This is a genomic window from Butyrivibrio fibrisolvens, assembly GCF_023206215.1.
GTDB classification, from domain to species: domain Bacteria; phylum Bacillota; class Clostridia; order Lachnospirales; family Lachnospiraceae; genus Butyrivibrio; species Butyrivibrio fibrisolvens_C.
On record NZ_CP065800.1, the window covers coordinates 1,200,634 to 1,222,521 of the forward strand.

General features: G+C 39.2%; 13 protein-coding genes. All 13 read left to right on the forward strand.

Going from position 1 to position 21,888, the window contains the following annotated elements:
• Positions 1-5: 5 nt before the first annotated feature.
• Entirely contained in the window at positions 6-1,115 is a 1,110-nt protein-coding gene (locus I7804_RS04920; protein ID WP_248405220.1) for a glycosyltransferase family 2 protein, read from the forward strand.
• Positions 1,108-2,859 carry an ABC transporter ATP-binding protein gene (locus tag I7804_RS04925; protein ID WP_248405221.1) on the forward strand — a complete coding sequence of 584 codons (1,752 nt, stop codon included), beginning with the start codon at positions 1,108-1,110 and terminating at the stop codon, positions 2,857-2,859. Before I7804_RS04920 ends, I7804_RS04925 begins: the two co-directional genes overlap by 8 nt.
• Before the next feature lie 29 nt (positions 2,860-2,888).
• Positions 2,889-4,025, forward strand: a complete 1,137-nt coding sequence (locus tag I7804_RS04930; protein WP_248405222.1) for an acyltransferase — start codon at positions 2,889-2,891, stop codon at positions 4,023-4,025.
• 180 nt (positions 4,026-4,205) lie between these two features.
• Positions 4,206-7,151: a YfhO family protein gene (locus tag I7804_RS04935; protein WP_282570518.1), complete on the forward strand. Its 2,946-nt coding sequence runs from the start codon at positions 4,206-4,208 to the stop codon at positions 7,149-7,151.
• 23 nt (positions 7,152-7,174) lie between these two features.
• On the forward strand, positions 7,175-9,034 hold the full coding sequence (locus I7804_RS04940) for a hypothetical protein (RefSeq protein WP_248405224.1): 1,860 nt from the start codon (positions 7,175-7,177) through the stop codon (positions 9,032-9,034).
• Positions 9,035-9,083: 49 nt separating this feature from the next.
• Positions 9,084-9,554, forward strand: a complete 471-nt coding sequence (locus I7804_RS04945; protein ID WP_248405226.1) for a GtrA family protein — start codon at positions 9,084-9,086, stop codon at positions 9,552-9,554.
• A gap of 176 nt (positions 9,555-9,730) precedes the next feature.
• Positions 9,731-10,876: a dTDP-4-amino-4,6-dideoxygalactose transaminase gene (gene rffA / locus I7804_RS04950; RefSeq protein WP_248405228.1), complete on the forward strand. Its 1,146-nt coding sequence runs from the start codon at positions 9,731-9,733 to the stop codon at positions 10,874-10,876.
• A 152-nt stretch (positions 10,877-11,028) separates the two neighbouring features.
• Positions 11,029-12,768 carry a hypothetical protein gene (locus tag I7804_RS04955; protein ID WP_248405229.1) on the forward strand — a complete coding sequence of 580 codons (1,740 nt, stop codon included), beginning with the start codon at positions 11,029-11,031 and terminating at the stop codon, positions 12,766-12,768.
• Between the two features lie 70 nt (positions 12,769-12,838).
• Positions 12,839-13,804 carry a glycosyltransferase family 2 protein gene (locus I7804_RS04960; RefSeq protein WP_248405231.1) on the forward strand — a complete coding sequence of 322 codons (966 nt, stop codon included), beginning with the start codon at positions 12,839-12,841 and terminating at the stop codon, positions 13,802-13,804.
• Complete coding sequence (locus I7804_RS04965) at positions 13,804-15,579, forward strand: DUF6020 family protein (RefSeq protein WP_248405233.1); 1,776 nt, start codon at positions 13,804-13,806, stop codon at positions 15,577-15,579. Before I7804_RS04960 ends, I7804_RS04965 begins: the two co-directional genes overlap by 1 nt.
• Before the next feature lie 108 nt (positions 15,580-15,687).
• The gene (locus tag I7804_RS04970) at positions 15,688-18,459 is read left to right on the forward strand and encodes an O-antigen ligase family protein (protein WP_248405234.1); all 2,772 of its coding nucleotides are present in this window, start codon (positions 15,688-15,690) and stop codon (positions 18,457-18,459) included.
• A gap of 71 nt (positions 18,460-18,530) precedes the next feature.
• Positions 18,531-20,480, forward strand: a complete 1,950-nt coding sequence (locus I7804_RS04975; RefSeq protein WP_248405236.1) for a polysaccharide biosynthesis protein — start codon at positions 18,531-18,533, stop codon at positions 20,478-20,480.
• A 110-nt stretch (positions 20,481-20,590) separates the two neighbouring features.
• On the forward strand, positions 20,591-21,877 hold the full coding sequence (locus tag I7804_RS04980) for a DegT/DnrJ/EryC1/StrS family aminotransferase (protein ID WP_248405237.1): 1,287 nt from the start codon (positions 20,591-20,593) through the stop codon (positions 21,875-21,877).
• Positions 21,878-21,888 lie beyond the last annotated feature (11 nt).

The following is a 21,888-nucleotide window of genomic DNA, read 5'->3' on the forward strand; positions in this document are numbered from 1 at the left end:
ACCCCTTGAAACTGAGCATAATCGTGCCTGTGTATAATCAGGCCGCAGACGATAAACTGAAATGGTGCCTGGACAGCCTTGTCAGTCAGACACTGCCAAAGGATCAGTATGAGATAATCGCAGTCGATGACTCATCAACTGACGATTCCTTCAAGATCATGCAGGAGTATGAACAAAAGGCCCCATCATATTTCCATGCCATCCATTCTCCCGTCAATCACCACCAGGGCGGAGCCAAGAACATAGGTCTTGCTATAGCCAAGGGAGACTGGATAGGATTTATAGATGCTGACGACTGGGTTACTCCGGATTTTTATGAAAGACTTCTAAATAAAGCCAAGGAAACAGGCGCTGACATGGTAGGCTGTGATTATCATCTTACAGATGAGCACAGTTTCAAGATAGGACAGATAGTTCATAATAATACCAAGGACCAGACCGGCATCCTTGACAGGGACAGGTATAAAAGGCTCATACTTGATACAGGAAGCCTTGTAGTTAAAATATATAAAAGAGATATAATAATACCAAAAGGCATGAAGCCCTCAAAACCTCCCGTTAAGGTGCGGGATGGAAGAGAAGTTGAGGAACCTTACAGACTGCATATTTTCCCGGAAGATATCTTCTATGAGGACAATGCTGTATCTAATTCCTGGATACTTCGTGCTACTCATTTTGAATATATAGAAGAGCCGCTGTATTATTATTATCAGCATGACAATTCTACAGTTCATACGATTTCCAAAAAGAACCTTGAAGACCGCATGACTGCAGGACGCATGCTCCTTATGGAGGCTATCAAGGAAGGTTATATAGAAGATTATCGTGCTGAGATTGAGTTCCAGTACACTGTGCTTTTTTATATCAATACGCTCTTTTCTGCTATGCCAAGGCAGCAGCATGTTAAGGGATGTTATAATTTTACAAGGAAACTTGGCAGTGAGATGAAGCGCACGTTCCCAAGCTTTGAGAAGAATGTGTATTATGAAAAGCGTATAAATGCTGAGGAGAAAAAGCTCATCCATATGCAGATGAGATCGCATTTTTGTTTTTTCATATATTATAGATTATTGTGGTTTTACAGAAACTTAAGGAAGAGGTTTAGTAATGCGTAAGATTTATAAAGAGCTGATGGCTATTTTGTCTGCAAAGCAAAAGCGCCAGATGGTAGGAATAGTACTTATGATGCTCATAGGCGGTATATTGGAATCGGTCGGCATATCGCTAATAGCGCCGGTTATCACTGTAGTTATGGATGAGACTGCCATTGAGAAAAAGAAGTATTTAAGCCTTGTATATCATGGACTTGGTTTTGAAAATCCAATCCAGTTTACTTCGGCGATACTGATGCTTCTTATTTTGGTATTTGTTTTTAAGAACATATTCCTCTTTTTCCTGAACAAGGTTCAGTTAAGGTTCGTATTCACCAACCAGTTTGCAACATCCCAAAGGATGATGGTGAATTTTATAAATCGTCCCTATGAATATTATCTCAATGCTGATACTTCTGTGATCCAGCGTATGATCACATCAGATGTTATCAATATGTACGGTCTTATCCTTAATGTGCTGCAGCTTATAAGCGAAGCTATCGTATTTGTCTGCCTTGTGGTACTGCTCTTTGTACAGGATGCTGTTATGACTATCTTCATAGCATCAATCCTTGTAGTTACGCTTATTGTCATCAAAGTATTTATCAAACCTGTTATGAAAAAATCCGGTGAAGAGAACCAGAATTTCTACAGTGGTCTTTTCAAATGGATATCAGAATCAGTAATGGGAATAAAGGAGATCAAGATAGCATCCAAGGAAGGCTATTTTATCGATGAATACTCAGCTTGTGGTAACGGATATGTCAAGGCTGTACAGAGATATAACCTCTTTACTGCAACTCCAAGACTCCTTATCGAGACAGTTGCCATAAGTGGAATGATAGGATATATCCTCGTTGTGATGCAAAGAGGGGTAGAAGGTACTGATCTTATAGGTACACTTGCAGTTCTTGCTATGGCAGGCAGCAGGCTCCTTCCAAGCGCTAACCGCATTAATAACTATCAGACTTCGATCGCATATTTTGAACCCTTTATAGATAATGTATACAATAACCTCCAGACTGAGATTCATGATACGAGCGTAAGGTACGATCCTACTGCTTATACAAGGGCAAGAGATGCAGTCAAGATGCCGGTTAAGAACGTGATCGAACTCAAGGATATCAAGTATCGTTATCCGAATGCTGAAAGCTATGTATTAAACGGCGCAGATATGACAATACCTGTTGGAAAGTCAGTAGGTATCGTTGGTTCATCAGGAGCCGGCAAGACAACTATAGTTGATGTAATGCTGGGACTTCTTAATATTGAAGGTGGAAGCGTACTTGCAGATGGTGTCAATGTTCGTGACAACTATCAGGGATGGCTTAAGAATATAGGCTATATCCCTCAGACTATCTTCATGATCGATTCTACGATAAGGAAGAATGTCGCATTCGGTATTAAGGACGAAGATATAGATGATGCCAAGGTATGGCAGGCTCTTAAAGAGGCCAGCCTTGATGAGTATGTAAGAAGCCTTCCGGAAGGCCTTGATACGCAGATCGGCGAAAGAGGTATAAGGCTATCCGGTGGTCAGCGCCAGAGGATAGGTATTGCAAGAGCTCTGTTTGAAGATCCTGAAGTTCTGGTTCTTGATGAAGCAACTTCAGCTCTTGATGGCGAGACAGAGAAGGCTATCATGGATTCAATTAATTCGCTTCATGGTAGGAAGACACTTATTATCATCGCGCACAGACTTCAGACTATTGAAAAGTGCGATATGGTATATAGGATCGAAGACGGCAAGGCAAGTAGAGAGCGCTGATGGGATCATTAGCTTGTAGGGAGAGAGTTATGGAGTACAAAAAGAGGAAGGCTAATTTTGAAATCTTAAGAGTTATAGCCATAATAATGGTTCTGATACTGCATTATCTAAGTCAGACCGGTAACCTTCTGGAAGTTGGCGTATCTCCGTCTTCAAGACAGATCACAGGGCAGTTTATCGAATCGTTTTGTATAGTTGCAGTTAATGTGTGGGTACTTATAAGCGGATACTTTCTTTCAAAGTCGGCTTTTAAGCTTACAAGAATCTTGCAGCTGCTGGCTCAGGTTTATTTTTATACTATCCTTGTAACTATTGTAATGCAGATAGCAGGTACTGCGAGCGTAGCAGAAACAGACAGGATCTATAAGACCACCCAGTACCTTTTTCCTATATCATCTGAGCATTATTCTTTTGCAACAGCATATATCCTACTGTACGTGATCGCACCTGTCCTTAATAAGGGCGTACTCTATATGACAAGGAAGCAGATCAAGTATACGATAATAGGGCTTCTTGTATGGTTTTGCATTATCAAGAGTATAGTCCCTGTGATATTCCCTACGGATATGTTTGGCTATAACCTTGACTGGTACATATGCCTCTATCTTATAGCTGCATATATCAGAAAATATAATGTCAGGATCCTTACAGGATTTGGAACAAGTGCGCTTTTGTTCATAGTATCAGGTCTTGGCAACTTTGCGATATCTATGGTATTCCACCGCATTAACCTGACATCTGGCAGATTCACTTATTTTGCAACAGTTCCTGCTCATTATAATTTCATCCTGTGCCTTACTGGGGCGCTGGGACTTTTTTCCATGTTCAGATATATGAAAGTTTCTGAGAATGCTTTTACCAAGGCAGCCAGAGTCCTTGCGCCGTTTAGCTTTGGGGTATATCTATTGCATGAGCATATTGAGATCAGGGATAGATGGGTGACATGGCTGTCAGGCCTTGGAATCGTGGGAGAGGCTTCTCCGTCAGCTTTGGGAATGGTATTTCATATGATAAGATGCGTGCTGATACTCTTTGTATGCTGCATATTTGTTGATTTTATAAGAAGCCAGATATTTGAATTTGTAAGAAGAGTATTATCAGGAACCAGGCTGTTTAAATGGTTTGGGATAATTGATGCGGAGCTTGCTGTTGATAAGGAAAAATAAGGCTTAGTCATGGCAAATGCGACGTAAGTAAAATAACTCCCAATACACCTTATAATACGGTCAGATCAGTGAAAAGCCAAAATACTATAAATCAAACTAACAGGATCAGTATATGAAAAAGAAGACTTCGCTTAAAAATATTGGACTTTTTTTATAATCTATACAGTTATATATCTGGCGATAACAGCCCTTATATATTACTATTTCAACGCTCAGAACAAGAGCATGGTATATCATTATGATGGCTGGTATCAGCATATCAAGGCTCTCACCTATTATTCCCAGTGGCTTAGAGATAGTATAGTAAGCCTTCTTCATGGAGAAGGTCTTAAGACGTGGACATTTGGAATCGGCTATGGTGCTGATATTATAACGACTTTGTCTTACTATTGTATAGGTGATCCTCTTACACTCCTGTCAGTTTTTTTCTCAAGGGGCAATATAATATACCTCTATCACTTCCTGCTTCTTCTAAGACCTTATCTTGGAGGACTGTTTTTTGCGCTGTATTGTTATTACAAGCTTTCACATGATAGATATGATCAAAACACTAGTATGGTAAGAGGCGGGATCAGTCTGCCTGTGATGATCGGTGCTGCAATTGCTTATGACTTTAGCGAAGTGACTTTATATCTTGGTCGCTGGCATCCTTATTTCATTATCCCGCTTGTTATATTCCCGCTTATCCTTCTTGGAGTAGAGAAGATCTTTTGTGAAAAAAGGCCCTTGCTTTATATAATAGCTGTTTTTCTGGGAGGTGTCAGTAACTTCTATTTCTTCTACATGATGATGATATTTACTGCTCTGTATATCATTGTCAGAGGCTTTAAAAACTGGAATATCTCGGAATATTCACGCTATACATGTATAGAATCTGAAGATGATAAGCATAAATCTAAAGATGATAAGTATAAATCTGAAGATAATAAACATAACTCTAAAGATTATGAGTCTAAAGGAAATAAGAATTTAGTAGTATCAGGTATAAAATCATATATATTTGGTATACTTCCCTTTGCGCCGTATACCCTTCTTGGAATAGGCCTTGCTGCAGTAATGTTCCTTCCTATCGTCATTTCTTTTGTCCAGAATCCAAGATCAGGACTGGATTTTGCAGTATATACATTATATGAGCCAAGATATTATGTAAGGCTTCTTAGAAATCTTATAACATTTGTTGATCATCCTATGTATGATACTCAGGTGGGTCTGTCATCACCTGTTATAGCAGCTATCATTCTCTTATTCTGCGTTAAGGGTCATAAGAGACTTAAAGTTGTAACTGTTCTTACAGCTATGGGACTTATACTGCCTGTATGTGGATGGGGGCTCAACGGCTTTTCTTATATGATCAACAGATGGACCTTCGCAGTAGTCATGCTGGGATGCTATATACTTGTAGCTTTATTTGAAGAGATCATGTCTCTTTCTGCTATAAGATCCTTAGTATTTGCGCTATTATGTTTCGGCTATGCCTGCCTTTTAAAAGGACTTCATCTTCTTAACGGTGAAGACATAAATCCAAGAGATAACGCAAGAGTTTCTATAAAAATACTTATTATTTTCGCTCTTGTAGTTCTTGTTAATTCTATAGTCAGGAGTAATTCAAAAAAGGCCTATATTAAGAGAAAAAATGTGTTCAGGGTTATAGTAGGAATCGTTGCAATGGCCCTTACTGTGACTTCTGTCGTTTATAATATCTATTACGGATATGAAGGATCAAAAGGCAATTTCTCGCAGGATTTTATGGACAAGATGAATGCGCAGGAATATGAAACTCAGATCATGAACAATGAGGTCCTTGCTGTTGAGAAAGCTGCAAGTCTTGATTCTGTTTCGGATTCGCTGTACAGATATTCAGGATATGATCTTGTATGGAATGGCGGAATCCTTGACGGAGTATCATCAACGGATTTTTACTTTAGCCTTGCTAATGGGAATATTTCCAATTTCCTGACACTTCTTGGAGTCAAGGAACAGTTCACATTTGGTTATCAGGGGCTTGATGAGAGGTTCATACTTAATACACTTGCAAATGTAAGATATTATACGATTTCAGCTTACGATGAAGCTCAGACACAGTTCGTACCTTTTGGATTTACACAGCGCTATGATGTTCCTGAAGGCGAGATCCCGTGGAGCACTGTTACTAACTACAAGGTGTTTTCAAACGTCATGCCATTATCTATAGGCATGAATTATACAGGCTACATTAATGAGTCGGATTTTATGAATGCAAGCCTTGCTGAGCGCCAGGAGATGATAGCTCAGGGCGTTGTAGTATCAGATGAGGCAGCTGACAAGCTTGCAGCTATGGGGTATGATGCCTGTGAACCGGAATATACTCAGATAGATATTCCTTATACTATAAGTGTAAGTGACGGTGTGACAGTGACTGATAGTGCTTTTTTAAGTACTGTAGATGGAGGTACTGTAACCTTCAATTTCCAGGGAATGCCTAACTGTGAGACCTATCTTTGCATCAAAGATCTTGTATGCAAGGATGATGAGAACGCAAGATTTCTTCTTACATTTGAAGGCTTCTATGATTCTGATGCACAGGGAGAGCCTTATATAACCAAGACACTTATGTATCAGACCCCTCTTAGCCAGTTCTATAGTAACTGGCATGATTTTATCATCAATATGGGTATGAGGGCTGATGCTTCGTACTCTATAAGGCTTACACTTCCTGCAGATGCAACATACTCTTTCGACAATATCAGTATTGTATGTCAGCCTATGGACATGGCTGCTGCGAAGATGATGGAGCACCTTTCTGAGCCTATGACAGATCTTGACCTTCATCTAAGCCAGGAAGCTCATGCTACAGATACTGTTACTGGTAATGTATCTCTATCAGAAGATAGCCTTGTCCTTCTTAGTATTCCATATACAAAGGGATGGACGGCTTATGTAGATGGAGTAGAGACAGATCTTGTACAGGCAGATGTAATGTATATGGCAGTTCCTGTTTCGGCCGGTGATCATACGATAGAGCTTAGATATCATACTTCAGGGCTTTTGGCAGGTTGCATTGTCTCTATAGTGTCACTACTTGTTTTGATAATATTCATGGTATATGTAAGGAATAAAGGCAGGAAGCGCATATCTGAAGATGTTTAAGGATTATGGGAGCTGATTGATAGATGAGTATATTTTCTTTTTTTAAAAAAAGACTAAAAAAATTTCAGACCATATCAGAACTTGTTATATTTCCGGTGCTTCTTTTTCTGTATCCTTTTGTGGCAGTGAATCAGGGGATAGATTTAAGCGATGTGACATACAGCCTCGGTAACTACCAGTTCTTCGATGCTATGGATACCAACTGGAAGCTGTCTATATTTATTCCAAGTCTTGTGGGTCACCTTATGACATATCTCCCGGGCGCAGGTACAATGCTTGGGATGAAGATATATACTACGCTTTTTGTATCTGTGATGGCGCTTATCGTATACTATGCTATTAAGACCATAATCCCGGGGTGGATGGTCTTTATCGGTGAATGGATAGCTATAAGCCTTAGCTGGTGTCCTTATGTGATCTTATATAATTACATGACATACCTTTTTATGACTTTAGGACTTTTGTTTCTTCTGGATGGCATCATGACTTTTGAAGGCAGAAAGCAGGATATACGTCTGTTTCTGGCAGGAGTCTTCCTTGGATGCAACGTACTTGTCAGACTTCCGAATGTGCTGGAAGCTTCTTTTATCCTGATCCTCTTTTTTGCTGTCTATGTTAATAAAGAGAAGATCCAGACCCTTATCCATAGAACAGCTGTGTGCGTAGTGGGATATATTTCAGGTGCTGTGATCCCTCTTATGATCGCGATCTTCATGTATGGACCTTCAGCCTATGCATCAATGCTTAAGTGGCTTTCTTCTGTGTCCGGTGATTCCGGTAATTCTCACAGCATGGCAGCTACAACTCTTTTAACTCTCAGCGCTTACAGGACCACAGCTTCCAAGATGGCGGTCATGATTCCATGTGTAGTAGTCGGGGTTATACTTTTTTATCTGATCAGTAAGAGGACGGCCGGTATCAGGATCCTTAATATAGCTAAGATCATCTATCTTGCAGGGATACTGGTACTTGTGAAGTTCTATTTCTCTAACGGGGTATTTACGACCAATTACTGGTATTATGATTCTATGTTTCAGGCTGCTATGATGTTTATAGTATTAAGTCTGGTTCTTGATATACTTGATATTCTTTCTGCTTTTGCAGAAAGAACTGATCTGGTTGTAATAATGCCCGGGACGCAGGGGGAGAGGATCATGGCCTTTCTATCTCTTATGGTGATAGTGATAACCCCCTTTGGAAGCGATAACTATACATTCCCCATAGTTAACAACCTCTTCCTTGTAGCGCCTATTACACTTGCCCAGTTAAGGCGCGTTGCAAGAAGAGCTACATCTGTTCATATGCCTAGAACGGGGCTAAGGACACAGGAAGCCAGAGATAAGTTTGATCTTGAATGCGCAGTGCATTTTCCATGGAAGTATATGTGCGTTATGATAGTACTTGTAGTTATAATACAAGGAACCTTGTTCAAGGCGGGATATTCTTTTGTGGATGGAGCAGATGGCAGGCCAAGAGATAGCAAGGTGACATCTGTAGACAAGCTCGAAGGCCTATATACTACAAGCGATAATGCAGCTGAGATTGAAAAGTTATATAAAGTCTTTAAAGACAATGACCTTTTTGATCATGAACTTCTGCAGTTTGGAGAATCCCCCGGACTTTCATATGCGTTTGATATGAAGCCGGCTATTTATACGACATGGCCTACTCTTGAAAGTAATACCGTTGATATATTTGATGATGCTTTAATGAATATTTCAGCAAGACCTGTTATCATTACAGATGCTGATATGATGACAGAATATCAGGACAGCCCTTCGGTTTTAAGTAAGATTGATATATTATTGGACTATATTGCGTCAAACGATTATAATATAGTCTTTGAGGACGAAAATTATATTGTCTATGTGCCGTGTGATTGAGTCTTCATCTTTTTTGCAAAGAATCGCAATATAATAGTTAGGAGAATTTATGGTGGCTTTAGAAGAAAAGAAGGATATTTTTGACAGGATCATGTCGCTTCCTGTTCTGAATATATTTGAACCGTTTTATAAAAAGCATAAGGAAGGGCTTTTGTACCTCTTTTTTGGAGGACTTGCTTTCTTTTTAAGTATCTTCCTGTATTGGTTCATGTATAGTGTTATGCATCTTAATGAGCTTGTTAACAACACTATTGACTGGATCATATGCGTTGCATTTCAGTTTTTTACCAACAGAACCTGGGTATTTGATGGCAAGGTTGATAATACCAGAGATTTTGTAAAGCAGGCAGCATCCTTCACATTAGGAAGACTTTTTACTCTTGTAGTTGAAGATGTGCTTTTGTTTATCTTTATAACACTTCTTGGCTTTGCTCAGATGCCTGTAAAGCTTGCGGCTACATTTGTAGTAATTGTGCTGAATTATGTTATCAGTAAGCTGTTTGTATTTAAAGAGAAATAAAATACATTAATGTTTGGTAGTAGATATTGTACGAACAGACTACTGTATAAAGCTAAAAGCGCATTGTCCTAGTACACAGAAAGTAATGATCTATTCTAAATAACTGACGGATGTCAGTAGACAGCAAATTAAGAGACTATATAATAAGATTGCCAGCCTCTTAGGGAGAAAAGCTTATGAACGATAATTTTATTCCTTTTAACATTCCACCTTTTACAGGTAAAGAAATGGATTATATCCGCGTATGCGTTGATAATCAGAAGATATGCGGCGATGGTGAATTCACAGCAAGAGATAATGAGTGGATTGAGAAGAAGACAGGAGTTACTAAAGCGCTTCTTACAACATCCTGCACACATGCTACAGAGATGGCAGCAATCCTTTGTAATATCAAAGAAGGCGATGAAGTTATCATGCCGTCTTATACATTCGTATCTACAGCTAACGCATTTGTACTTCGCGGAGCTACTGTTGTATTTGTAGATATCAGACCTGATACTATGAATATTGATGAGACCAAGATTGAAGCTGCTATAACTCCTAAGACAAGAGCTATCGTACCTGTACACTATGCAGGTGTATCTTGTGAGATGGATACTATCATGGATATAGCTAAGCGCCATAACCTCATCGTTATAGAAGATGCAGCTCAGGGCGTTATGTCTTCTTACAAAGGTAAAGCCCTTGGCTCTATCGGAGATTTTGGTAACTATTCATTCCATGAAACCAAGAACTACAGTATGGGTGAAGGCGGAGCACTTCTTCTTCGTGATGACACTTATGTAGATGACGCTATCATCATCCGTGAGAAGGGTACTAATCGTACACTTTATAAGCTTGGCAAGGTTGATAAGTATTCCTGGATTGAGCCAGGATCATCCTTCCTTCCTAGTGATATGAATGCTGCATATCTGTATGCACAGCTTCAGATGGCAGATGAGATCAATGATGCTCGTATGGATCACTGGAACAGATATTATGAAGCATTAAGACCACTTGGCGAAAAAGGTCTTATCGAGCTTCCCGTAGTTCCTGAAGGCTGCGTACACAATGCTCATATGTTCTATATCAAGTGTAAAGATCTTGAAGAAAGACAGGGCCTTATCGAGTTTCTTAAGAGTAATTGCATACTTCCTGCTTCTCACTATGTACCACTTCACTCATCAAAGGCAGGTCTTAAATATACAAGATTCCATGGTGAGGACGTTTATACTACAAAAGAAAGCGAAAGACTTCTCCGTCTTCCTATGTATTATAAGCTTCGCAATGATGAAATCGATGAAGTTGTTAACAGAGTAAAGCAGTACTATAAGTTCAGCTGATGATCTTATTGATCTTAACAAATAAGCAGTCTTAATAAGTGATCTTATGAAAGAAGGCTTATAAAAATGTACAATGAAAATAGTATTATATAGTCCCGTGGGTAGGGACTTGAGTTTAAATTATGACTCAGTGATCAGGTGGAGGATAAAGGTTGCAAAGCAGTAAAAAGAGGACTCTTTTAAATATATGCATAGCAGCTGGAATCACTGCGGTAATAATGCTGCAGATTGCAGCGTTATTTGATTACTATTTTGATCTTAATGATGATGTGCTGATGAAGGACCTTCTTAGCGGAAGCTATACAGGGACTCCTTCCGCACATAATATACAGATGCTGTATCCTATCAGTGCTTTGATCAGTTTGCTATACAGACTTTTCAGACATGCTGATGTATACGGCATCTTTTTATGCCTGTGTCAATATGGCTGCATGTTTCTGTTATTTCGTAGAACGCTTGATGTTATAGATAATAAAATGTGCAGACTGGTGGCGATTGTCTTCGAAGTTGTACTATCTATTGGATGTATCATGGGACACTTTGTATATGTGCAGTATACATTTACAGTAGCTATGATGGCAGGAATTGCAGCCTTTCTGGTTATTACAGGCAAAGGATTAAAGAATAGGATTCTTGTATGCCTGATAATATGGCTATCATTTCTTGTCCGATCGGAGATGCTTCTATTGATGCTTCCTATTGCCGGTATGGCTTGGGGGGATAGATTTATCCGTGATCTTGAAGATGGCGATAAGAAAAAGACAAGAACGATATATGTACAATGGGCTATTGTACTTTTTCTGGGGCTGGTGGTATGTAAGGGAATAGATATTGCAGCCTATAGTTTTGGGGGATGGCCTGAGTTTAGACGGTTATTTGATGCAAGAACAGAGCTTTATGATTATCAGACAATCCCTGAGTATGAGGGCAATGAAGAGTTTTATGATTCTATAGGCCTTGATGAAGCAGAGGTTGAACTCTTATTTAACTATAATTTTGGACTTGATGAAGAGATTGATTCCAGGGTTATGGGAGAGATAGCGGCTTACGCAAGATCTATAAAAGAAGAAACTCCGATGACGCAGCGGATTAGGACAGCCCTTTCTAAGTATATATACAGACTTCATCATTTGGGATTTCAGGAAGGCTTTGAATATCCCCAGACTGATGCTCCTTGGAACTTCATAATACTCATATTGTATATGATCATTATCTTTGCAGCTGTTTCAAAGAAAAAATCAGGGATTATTACGGTATTATATCTAGCAGTATTATTTATATTAAGATCATTATTATGGATGTATATACTAGTTGGTGAAAGAGATCCTATCAGAGTTACTCATGGACTTATGTTCGCTGAAATAATGCTGCTTCTGGGAATCGTAGTAAGGACAATGTCTCTTGAAGATAGGAAGTTATATACAAGAGGTGGATTATTACTACTTATAGTGCTGACACTTGTTTATATTCCAAACACAGTGAACGTATCTAAAGAGGAAGCCAGGCAAAGGAGTATAGTTAACTCATCTTATGAAGCACTATATGATTATATGGATGAGCATTCGCAAAACTTTTATTGGATAGATGTATATTCATCTGTTTCATATTCTGAGAAGATGTTTACATATGTTGATAATGGGATTGATAATTATGATATACTAGGTGGCTGGGCTTGTAAGAGCCCTTTGCAGGTAGAGAAGCTTGATGCATTCGGATATAAGGATATTCAGTCTTCACTTCTGACTGATAATTCCTATCTCGTGATAAGTAGCGAGTATTCGACGGACTGGTTGGTAGCATATTATAATGATAAGGGCATTAAGATCGTACCCAATGAAGTGGATGTTGTTGGGGGATTTAAAATAATGAAGATTTCGGAAGAAACAGAATAATCCTGTAGTAATCATGTGTCAAAGGGGCTTTTGACGCATGCCTCACTATTTTAGAAAAGAGACAATAATTATGGATAAAGTGATTAGTTATATAATTCCATGTTATAGATCAGAAAATACACTGGGGAATGTTATATCTGAGATTGAAGAATCTATGAATAAGATCTCCGGATATGATTATGAGATCATATGCATTAATGATGGATCTCCTGATAATACATGGCAGACAATTAAGAAACTTAGTACTGTACATAAAAAGCTTATAGGTATTAACTTTGCTAAAAACTTCGGACAGCATGCGGCTCTTATGGCAGGACTTCGCAGATCTAAAGGTGACATAGTGATATGCCTTGATGATGATGGACAGACTCCGGCCAATGAAGCATACAAACTTATTGATGCCATAGAGGCTGGAGCTGATGCAGTATATGCACGATATGAACACAAGAAGCATTCCATATTCAGAAACTTTGGCAGCGCTATGAATGAGTGGATGGCTCATGTGATGATAGGTAAGCCTAAGGAACTGTATGTATCAAGCTATTTTGCAGCAAGAAGATTTGTTGTAGATGAGATGTGCAGATATAAGGGATCATATCCTTATGTTATCGGACTGGTTCTTCGTACTACCAGGAATATAGTCAATGTTGATGTCAATCATAGAGCAAGAGAAATTGGAAGTAGCGGATATACATTTAGTAAACTTATAAAGCTTTGGATGAATGGTTTTACTGCATTTTCTATAGTTCCTCTTAGAGTGGCGACACTTTCCGGAAGTATATTCGCTTGTGTGGGCTTTTTATATGGCATTTTTACTATTATTAAGAAGTTAGTTCTTGGAGATCAACTTGATATACTCCCTCTTGGTTTTAGTGCTCTTATGTCTGTAATGGTATTTATGGGCGGTATGCTAATGCTCATGGTCGGACTTGCAGGTGAGTATATAGGCAGATCTTATATATCTCTTAATGACGATCCTCAGTATGTTGTTAGAGATGTAATAGGCGAAGAAACTAAGGGTGAAAAGGATAATTAATGATTAGAAACAAAATCTATGGATATATTTTTGGTATATTATTTAGCGCTGCAATGGTCACAGGTTATCAGCTTGAAACTTATGATCATCTGACTCTTTCTTCTATATCTGGAATCCTTGTTTTTATAGGATTGTCTCTTATAGTAGGTACACTGGCTCCTTTTGGCTGGAAGTATCTGGATCGTATCTATGATAAGAGAAGAGGCATAACAAGCAAACAGAAAATAGATAATGGCAGTATAACAGATATCTTGTCAGATAATATGCCAGACAAAGAGTCTCAAAGAGCAGGATCTAAGTCAAAGATTTCTGCTTTCTTTTCATATTTTGATATGGCATCTGACAAGAAATACTGGCTTACAATATGGGGGATTCTTATAGTACTCCAGATTCCTGTTATGCTCGCGGAGTTCCCGGGATTTTTTTGTTATGATGCTCAGGATGAGCTCAATCAGGTTCTTACAAGGACTTTTTCTACCCATCATCCTTTGGTACATGTCCTTATTCTTGGCGGCAATATAGCTCTTGGACATAAATTAACAGGATCGTGGAACATTGGCATATGCTTTCATCTGACTATGCAGATGCTCTTCATGACAGGTGTATTTGCATATGCACTTACTTTTCTTAGGAAGAACATTGCCATTAAAAGTGTGGATAAGGCTTCAGGCAATATCAATTATAGAGGTAAGAAGGTATATAGAACTATTGCAGTTCTTTTCTTTGGGCTTTTTCCTACGATTGTTATGTATACGCTGTGCTCTACCAAGGATGGACTTTTTTCTACATTCCTTCTTTTACTGGTAATAGAGCTTATGAAGCTCCTTAGTGATACTGAGAATTTCTTTAAGTTAAAAAGGCATATATTTCTTTTGATATTATCAGCTATGATGATGAGTCTTCTTCGTCATAATGGTTTTTATGCATATATAGTTTTTATTCCTTTTGGAGTATTTGCTTTAAGGAAGTATTACAAGAAAGTTCTGATACTTTTTATCATCCCAGTGATATTATCGGTTGTTATAGAAAACGGGCTTACTGCAGCTCTTAATGCTGATTCAAGTGAGCATCAGGAGATGATCACAGTTTCGATCATGCAGCTTGCAAGGACATGGCGCTATACGCCTGAAGATTTCTCAGAAGAGGACAAAGAGGTACTCTTATCATTTCTAAGTGAGAGAGCACTTGGAACTTATGAAATCCGTGCTGCGGATTATATGAAGTCTTTTTTTGACAATGCAGAGTATGATGAGAATTCAGGCGCATACTGGAAACTGTGGGCCAAGATGATGGTAAGCCACCCTATGACCTATATTAATGCATGGTTTCTTACCTGCTACCCTTACTGGTATCCATTTGCAGTGATCAATCCATACAGGGGACATCAGATGCCTCATTTTACATATGAAGACAGTAGCTACTTCGAATATGAGGTTGAGCCGCCGGGAGAGAGGCATACAATTGCCTTTGGTTTTATTGACAAGCTTTATTACAAAATGTCACTTACACCATTCCAGCAGAAGACTCCTATAGTATCACTTCTTTTTTCTATGGGCTTTTATTTCTGGGTTTGGATGTATTTTGCCTTCTATACGATTACTAAGAGAAAGCTAATGGTATGTCTTCCGCTTATGCCGGTATTCCTTACATGGCTTACTCTTATGCTGGGACCTGTGGCACTAATAAGATATATGCTCATATTGTGGTATATAACCCCGCTACTTCCGGTATTTTTCGGACATATATATTCATCTATTGCTGAAAGTAAATGCTAATATGGATACAGGCGAAAAGGTATTATCATACCTGCGCCATAATAGGTATTTAGTTCAATTAAGGCATTTGATATAGGGGTATTATTAACTTTACAAAAGAGGACTGTAATGAATAGAGAAGTCAAGAAATTTCATGCATTTGCATTTGTTATTGCGCTGGTTACTTTCGCAGTTATTATATCCATTTTCCCATTAAGGATATGGAATGATGTCCGTACAGAAGTAGGCGGTGGCTTTGAAAATGGCTATACACAGGGAGTTGACTCTACTCATGATGCTATTCAGGATTTTATAGCTCAGTATGACAGGATTGATTCTATATCAGTTTATGTAAACGAACTTACCAAAGGTCGCTACATGCACATTTCATTTTGGGATGTTGACAAATGGAGAGTCATGTATGAAGAGACAATAGATCTTGGAGAAGAGCAGCTTCCGGGATATGTTGATATTCCTCTTGGACTGGATCTGGAAGTTGGCGGCAATTATAGGGTTATGTTCACAGTATGGCATGCTACATATGTGCTGGGTACTGAGAGTATTGAAGGAAGCACCAATCCTGCTATAGGTTCATTCTATTATCAGGACTCTGTAGTAGAGGGAAGTCATCTTCTTGCCAGATATAATTACAGTGTTCCGATGTCCAAGGTCATGAGCCTTACACTTATGGTCATGGTATTTATGATAGGATGTGCTCTTGTATGTGTTACCAGAACTCTGTGCAGGGATGCTGCCAATAAGTATATAACTGTGGGTAGGGTATGTCAGTATGTACTTAACCCGGTTGCTGTCATAGCTTATATATCTCTTGCGACTATGGTATTTCCGCTTAGACTTTTTGATAACAGAGCAAGTGATATCTTTTTCTATGAACTTGGACTTTTATTGGCATTTATAACAGCACTTTATGCTATTAATCACAAAAGAAATGACAGTATATCAGTAGCTTTGGGAAAATACTCTACAAAAGGTGTTGCCGGATCAAAGACTAATGGAAGAAGCCTTTTTGGGGAGATGTCATTATTTGACAAGATCATGTCTTTTGGACAGATGATTCTGATTGCTCTGACTTTTGTATATGCGTCTCAGTATATGAATGACCTCTATGATATATATCACAGCATATCAGAACGTCAGCTGGTTTTATGTCTGTTATTGATCACGGTATTGTTTCAGTCAAGAAAAGAGCTTATAAGTATCCAGAATATAGTTCTATCTGTAGCCGGAGTAGCTGCCGGATTTTATTATTATCATAAAAATCAGCTCCCTGTTACTGAGAAAGAGTATGATCTTCATAACCTGATTCTTAAGCTTAGTATAGCTATAGTGATCGTAAGTGTTATCTTAATAGCGGATTATGTCAGATACTTGCTTAAAGTTGTTACTAAGAAGGCTTCTAGATCATCTGCTTCAATCACGCTGTATGGAGTGTTTGTAATAGTATTTTTTGTATGTCTTATAGTCCTTAGAAATACAAGATGGTGGGGAGTAGTTCTGGCACTTGTATTTGCTGTGATGTATATCCGCATGAATATCGCTGACAGGAGTGCTCATTGGAATACAATAGCAACAGGTGGACTTATCCTGAATATAATCTATACTATAGGTTATTGCCTGCTGTTTAGATATTTCACAGGTTTTGTTATGGGAAGATATTCTATGCAGTTCCACACTGTTACTGTAACAGCAGAGTATCTGACTATAATGCAGGTTATGGCAGCTGCGCTTCTTCTGGCCAAGGTGTCTTCGGGATCTAAGATCAGTAGATTTAAAGATTTTGTTTCATATGTATTCAAAGAGATGCTTTTATTCGGAGTGATATCTGCATATATGATATTTACCCTTTCAAGAACGGGGTATCTTGCAGCTATCGTTACGATAATGGTCCTTATTGTTATGGTTACTATAAGAGCAGGCAAGGATGCTGTTAAGACGCTGGTAAGAGGAATTGCTGCATGTATAGTAGCTGTAATCATAGCTTTTCCTATGACATTTACTTTTCAGAGGATCATCCCTGTTATGGTAGGTCATCCTTATTTCTTCGAGGTGGAAGATGCGGCTCCCAGTGCAAGGGGAGGTAGTGACCTTAATGATTATAAGTATATGTCCATAGAACGTTTCTATTCTTTGTTCAGACAGAAGATCCTTGGAGTTAGTGCTACAGAGTATAACTTCGTAGATGATCCTTATAACTATGATGATAATGGTAATTATCTGTATGATGAGGATGGCAATCTTTTAAATGGTGCTGAAGTTGGATGTCAGGAAGGTGCGGCAGACTATTGCCGGGATATATTAGAAGATGCAGACAGATCTGACAGACTTGTTGCATCTGGTATTGATGGATTGTATATTGCAGAAGCCGCTGATACAGAAGTATTGGAAGATTCTGATAATGAAGGAAGCGATACATATTATGATGAGTCATCTACAGAAGGTGAAGAGGAAGTGGCATCAGAAGGAGAGGAAGAGCAGACTTCTGAAGATGGATCAGTAGATGATTACAGTAATGGCCGAATCGATATCTGGAAGGCTTATATTAAAGAACTGAATCTTACAGGCCATGATGAGATGGGCGCTGTTGCAGAAGATGGTGAGCTTTTGGCTCATGCCCATAACGTTTATATACAGGTTGCGTATGATCACGGAATACCTGTAGGCATCCTGTTTGTATTTGTAATAGTGGCAGGTATAGCCTTTAGTGGTGTATACTATTTCAGAAACCAAAGGTCATTTGCTTCGGCAGTGCCTTTTGCTGTGATCACAGGATTTGCAATTGCAGGACTTACAGAATGGAACTTCCAGCTCTGTAATCCTATGACTGTAGCTCTTATGCTGCTACTTCCTGTTATAATGTTTAAGGAAAGAAAAACTGATTGATCATTAGTGATAGTGATCACAGATCATTACAAACATTAAGCAACTACTAAATTATATTGAGGTTAAGACTCATGGGTGATAATAAGAAACAGACCGGATTTAATGCTGCTAAATTTTATAGACGACTGGTCCTTATAATATACGATATCATAAGTATCATAGTTGCCAGTTATCTGGCAGTTCTAGTCAGGTACGATTTCCATATAACGAACGTACCTGATCATTTCATGACGCCTATTAATGAGTTTCTTGCCATCAATGTTATCATCACTATAATCATTTTTGCTGTATTCAGGCTGTATGACAGCTTATGGGCCTTTGCAGGTGAGACTGAGCTTCAGAACCTTGTGGTAGCCTGTGTTTGCTCAGGCGTTGTTGACGCTATAGGACTACAGTTCTTCAAAATTGAGAAACAGCCTGTTCCGCAGAGTTATTACTTTTTGTATACCATCCTTCTGATTACATTTATCTTTGTAAGTAGGTTCTCGTACAGATTCATCAGAACCCAGAAACATAAGCGCGAGAAGAGCCATGATGCAGCCTCTGTTATGGTTATAGGCGCAGGAGAAGCTGCTAATGTTATCATCAAAGAGATTGTAAACAGCTTATATCTTACAATGCAGGTTAAGTGCATCATAGATGATGATCCCAATAAATGGGGCAGATACATTCAGGGAGTCCGCGTTGTTGGCGGAAGAGATAAGATCAAGGAATGTGCAGACCTTTTTGAGATAGATCAGATCATACTTGCAATTCCTTCAGCTCCCAGGAAAGAGATCAGTAAGATTCTTGATATATGTAAAGAGACTAACTGCGAACTCAAAACCCTTCCCGGTGTATACCAGCTTGTTAATGGTGATGTTAATGTATCAAGACTTCACAATGTTGAGATCGAAGACCTCCTTGGAAGAGATCCTGTTACAGTTGACATAGACTCTATCCTTGGATACGTGAAGGGCAAGGTAGTATGCGTAACCGGCGGCGGTGGATCTATAGGAAGTGAGCTTTGCAGGCAGATCGCAGGGCATGACCCCAAACAGCTTATCATAATTGATATATATGAGAACAACGCTTATGACATCCAGCAGGAACTTAAGAAAAAATACCCGCAGCTTGATCTTCAGGTACTTATAGCATCTGTTCGTAATACCAACAGAGTCAACTGGATATTCGAACATTACAGACCTCAGATCGTATACCATGCGGCAGCTCACAAGCATGTGCCGCTTATGGAGGATAGCCCTAACGAAGCTATCAAGAACAATGTATTTGGTACTTTCAAGACTGCTATGGCAGCAGCCCAGAATGGCTGTGAGAAGTTCGTAATGATATCCACAGATAAGGCTGTTAATCCTACTAACATAATGGGTGCAAGTAAGCGTATCTGCGAGATGATCATACAGACCTTCAACAGGCATTATGATACAGAATTTGTTGCAGTAAGATTTGGTAATGTACTTGGATCTAATGGTAGTGTTATACCTCTTTTTAAGAAGCAGATAGCAGCAGGAGGACCTGTAACAGTTACTGACCCTAACATCATCAGATACTTTATGACAATACCTGAAGCTGTATCACTTGTCCTTCAGGCAGGAGCTTATGCCAAGGGCGGTGAGATATTCGTCCTTGATATGGGAGAACCTGTAAGGATACTGGATCTTGCGGAGAACCTTATAAAGCTCTCCGGATTTAAGGTAGGAGAAGATATCAAGATCGAGTTCACTGGCCTTCGCCCGGGCGAGAAGCTCTACGAAGAGATGCTTATGGATGAAGAGGGACTTCAGGATACAGCCAACAAGATGATCCATATCGGTAAGCCTATTGACGTAGATGAGAGCAGGTTCTTTGAAGATCTTGAGAAACTCAATCATGCATCCAAGGCAGAATCTGCCAATATAAGGAATATCGTACAGGAGATAGTCACAACCTATCATCCTAATATTAATGACGCCGAGCAGCACTCCGCAGAGCATGTAAGAGAGCTCCAGCGCGTAGCTGCCAAGATCAATGCGACTGATTAAGAATCTGTATTTAGTATTTTGATATTTTATGGATTTGTAACGAATCTGATTAAAAGAATAACTATAACTCTTGGGTTGTAACTAATAAATTATGAAAAGAGGATACATATATGTCTAAGAATTTTGAAGGCATAAAACCTTTTGAAAAGAAGATCTGGCTTTCATCTCCTACAATGCATGGAGAAGAGCTTGAATATGTCAAAGAAGCTTTTGATACCAACTGGCTGTCTACAGTTGGTAAGAATATAAATGAGTGTGAGCGTATGGTAGCAGAATACGTAGGCTGTAAATACGCTGTAGCGCTCAGCGCAGGAACGGCAGCACTACACCTATGTGTGAAGCTTGCCGGAGAGAAGCTCTACGGCATGGCCAAGCCTAATGAAGGTACATTAAAAGGTCACAAGGTCTTTTGTTCAGATATGACCTTCGATGCTACAGTTAATCCTGTTGCCTATGAAGATGGCGAAGCAGTATTTATAGATACTGAGCGCGATACCTGGAATATGGACCCGGTTGCACTTAAGAAGGCATTTGAGATATATCCTGATGTTAAGCTAGTTGTTATCGCTCATTTGTATGGAACACCCGGCAAGATCGATGAGATAAGAGCTATCTGCAAAGAGCACGGAGCTCTTATAGTAGAGGATGCAGCGGAGTCCCTTGGTGCTACTTATAAGGGAGTACAGACAGGAACTTTTGGAAATTATAATGCAATCTCTTTTAACGGTAATAAGATAATCACAGGTTCATCAGGCGGTATGTTCCTTACAGATAGTAAGGACGACTGTGACAAAGTCCGCAAATGGTCAACCCAGAGCCGTGAGGATGCACCATGGTATCAGCATGAAGAAGTTGGATACAACTACCGTATGAGTAATATCATAGCAGGTATTGTAAGAGGTCAGATCAATCATCTTGATGAGCACATAGCTCAGAAGAAGGCTATATATGAACGCTATAAAGAAGGCTTTAAGGATCTTCCTGTATCGGTTAATCCTTATGATGAGACATGCTCTACCCCTAACTTCTGGCTTAGCTGCATGCTTATAGACAAGGATGCAATGTGTAAACAGGTAAGAGGCGAGAAAGAAGCTCTTTATATAAGCGAAGAAGGTAAGTCCTGCCCTACAGAGATCCTTGAAGCAATCCAGAAGTTCAACGCAGAAGGTCGTCCTATCTGGAAGCCTATGCATATGCAGCCTATTTATAGGAACAATCCTTTTATTACAGCAAAGGGCAATGGAAGAGCCGTAACCAATGCTTATATCGATGAAGGAGAAGCTCTTGATGTTGGCAATGATATCTTTGAGCGTGGCCTGTGCCTTCCTTCAGATAACAAGATGACACCTGATGAGCAGGATGTGATCATTGAGATTATAAGAAGGTGTTTTGAATAGAACTTTTAATG